The organism is Trichocoleus sp. FACHB-262 (genome assembly GCF_014696035.1).
Classification (GTDB): domain Bacteria; phylum Cyanobacteriota; class Cyanobacteriia; order FACHB-46; family FACHB-46; genus Trichocoleus.
The window spans coordinates 1-3,050 of sequence record NZ_JACJPK010000103.1; the positions used below are offsets into that span (position 1 = coordinate 1).

The 3,050-nt window shown below is 47.8% G+C and carries 2 protein-coding genes and 1 pseudogene; 1 reads left to right on the top strand and 2 read right to left on the bottom strand.

The features are described 5' to 3' along the window. Both H6F68_RS25320 and H6F68_RS25325 read right to left on the bottom strand, forming a co-directional pair. Window positions 1-396, bottom strand: a pseudogene (locus H6F68_RS25320) (hypothetical protein); the annotation flags it as partial. Window positions 397-579: 183 nt separating this feature from the next. Then, window positions 580-987: a response regulator gene (locus H6F68_RS25325; protein WP_190563339.1), complete on the bottom strand. Its 408-nt coding sequence runs from the start codon at window positions 985-987 to the stop codon at window positions 580-582. 217 nt (window positions 988-1,204) lie between these two features. Between H6F68_RS25325 and H6F68_RS28615 the strand changes: the two genes are divergently transcribed. Then, the gene (locus H6F68_RS28615; RefSeq protein WP_199300346.1) at window positions 1,205-2,302 is read left to right on the top strand and encodes a sensor histidine kinase KdpD; all 1,098 of its coding nucleotides are present in this window, start codon (window positions 1,205-1,207) and stop codon (window positions 2,300-2,302) included. Window positions 2,303-3,050: the final 748 nt, after the last annotated feature.

Genomic DNA, 3,050 nt, shown 5'->3' on the forward strand with positions numbered 1-3,050 from the left:
TTGTAGTTTGTAGTTTGTAGTTTGTAGTTTGTAGTTTGTAGTTTGTAGTTTGTAGTTTGTAGTTTGTAGTTTGTAGTTTGTAGTTTGTAGTTTGTAGTTTGTAGTTTGTAGTTGTCTGCTTCTAGCGATTTCCTCTTGGCTAGCCGCAGTAATTGCTTGAGCGTTAATCTCTAGCCCTTTTACTGTGCGCCGCAAGACATGATTCTCGGCTTCCAATATCTCAGCTCTAGGGTAGTGTTGCGAGTCAGAGCTAGTGTTTGAGTCCTGCTGCTCTAGTTGGATTTGTGCAGGGATTAGACTGATTAAGTAGCGCATGCGCTCGATTATGGCTCGAATCGTGTCGAGCGTCTCGGTACGCTCTGCTATCAATTCATCAAATCTTCTAGCGTGAGTCATACTTGCGTAACTAGTAGCGGTGCTATGCCATCTAAATATTGGCAAAACTTCCTAGCCCACAAGGTCTACCCAAGGGTCGAGTAGAGTGCAATTCTCTTTGTGATGCGGAGTACAGAGCCAGTAAAAAACTTGAGGTAAGTTTTCAAGCTCAAGAAGCAATCGCCTTGGTCTCTACAACTGGGTTTAGGGTGATGAAGTGCAGGCTTCTGCCTCAATCACCTCAATTAACTTTGTCAATGAGACTGGCTTGACCAAGTAGTGACGGGCTCCTAGTTTTAGCGCTCGCTGTTGCTCCTCTTGAAAGGCAAAGCCAGAAATCACAATGATTGGTAGTTGCGGCAAATGTGGTTGCTGCTGTAGCTCTTCTAGCAGCTGATACCCATCCACATCAGGCAACCTTAAGTCAAGTAACACTAGATTGGGTTGAAACTGTTCAATCGTTCGAAAGAAGCTTGAACCTTGCGCCAAAGTGAACACTTCATAACCACAGTGACGCAGATAATCTCCCAGCAATTCACGATTTAAGTCATTGTCCTCGACGAGGAGAATGCGGAGGGCTGCGCTCCCTGGGCATTCTTCAGCATCAGTCATGGCATCACTCTGGCACTTGGAATCAACTCTTAGCTCCGTAAGATGGTGGAAGATGGCAACACTCTCCCATAGTTCAGGCTCAAGCGATCGCCCCTCCCTAAGTCGAATTCCGACTCAACTTATCTCAGCAGCTTAGTAGGATATTGTTTGAAAACACTGCTGCAACCTCTGTTTAGAAGTTCGCCCCTATCTACAGCCAGGTACCAAGCCAAAAACAATGCTGAACGAGACTTCTGACCGACTCCAGCAAAATGCTCCAAGAATCATGCAGCTTTGGGAGAAACGAGCCCGCGAGGAAGTCAGCTCCTTCATCCATCAAGACTCTTTGGTTTTACAAGACTCGCTGCCTCTGTACCTCGGCCAATTAGTGGATGAACTCTCAACCCAGATTGAAAGGACCCCTGCCAGAATTAGAACCGATAAGGTGGAAAGCACTCGGATTGGCAAGCTGCATGGGCAGGAGCGGGCAGGCTATGCGGACTACTCCATGACTCAACTCATTTTTGAGTACCACATCCTCCGTCAAGTCATCTTTCAGGTTTTAGAGGAAGAAGGGCCTTTAGCGCTACGGGAGCGAGACATTATTATCAACTCCATCGAGCAATCGGTTAACGATGCCGCCACACAATTTTCCCTGACCTTACGAGAGATTCAAGAACTCTTTATGGTGACGCTGACTCACGATCTTAGAGGCCCCGTCAATGTGGTGAAAATGGGAACCCAGCTGATTCTACGGCGGATGGAACGCGGAGACGCCCATAGGGATGTCGCGGTGAGAATTGTCAGTGCGATCGATCGCATGGATGCGATGATTCAGGATCTCTTAGATGCAAGTCGGTTGCGAGCCGGGGAATCCTTAAAGCTGGAATTAGAAGCCTGTGATTTAGCTAGGCTCGTCCAGGAGATAGTAGAGGATTTGAATTTCACTTATGGGGAGCGGTTTGTGGTTGTTTCTGATGCTGAGGTCAGGAGCCATTGCAGTCCTAAACAGATTCGGCGGGTGATTGAAAACTTAGCGACTAACGCCGTGAAGTATGGGGCTGCTGATACACCCATTACACTCACGCTCCAGCACAGTGAAACCCAGATTAGCTTGACCATTCGCAATGAAGGCAATCCCATTGCCCTAGACGCTCAATCCATCCTGTTTCAACAATTTCGCCGTACCCTCGACGCTGATGAGCAAACCGGATGGGGGCTAGGATTATTTCTAGCCAAAAGCATTATTGAGGCGCACCAAGGAACGCTCCAAGTTGAAAGTGCGGCAGGCAAAGGAACCAGTTTTATCATTCGGTTGCCTAAACTTCCCCGCTAGTGGTCTCAAGGGGCGATCGCCTTCTCAAGTTTCTAGGCCTGCTGTCGGCTTCCCCTGCCCCACTCTGCTAGGCCCTCAAAAATTAGTCCTAGTGGTAAAGATGCATGTTCCGCTAGGACTCAATTGACCAAACTCATTGAATGGACCGAGAGGTATGAAAGGGCACGATCAAAATACAGCGATCGCCTGTGGTAAACGTAAACGATGCGAGCGAATTAAGTAAAACTTATCAGTCAACGACAGAATCAAGGTTTCAGCCATTTTGAGAGAGCAGCGATCGATAAGCTGGGATTAACTGCTTTTCCTTGCTGGGATGTAACAACGGAGTATCAATGCTTTGTGCTTGTTACCTGAAGAAAGTTAAATTACTTCAGATAAAAACGAGGTGGGTGGAATGAAGGTAGACGGCCACGGCCAAGCCAAGGTATTAACCCCCGGCGAAATTGCAAAATTGTTTGAGGCACTGGAAGGCGATCGCGCCCTCTTTGGCATCTGCCTCTATAGAACCCATTTGAGATCTCAAGGAGAGGCTGCAAGTCGCTTGAGCACTAGCCTGACAAAGCAGAGGTTAATCTTATGTTGCATGAGACAGAGTTCGCTCAAAGCTCTTTACTAGACTTTTACAACGCTCCATCCAAGCATTGGAGCGTTCTATCACCCATCGAGCCACCGCAGGCACTTCGCCACTGAATGCACGTGCCAGTAGCCAGTTGAGTAGGGAGGCAAGTATGAAGGCAAGTCTTCCCAG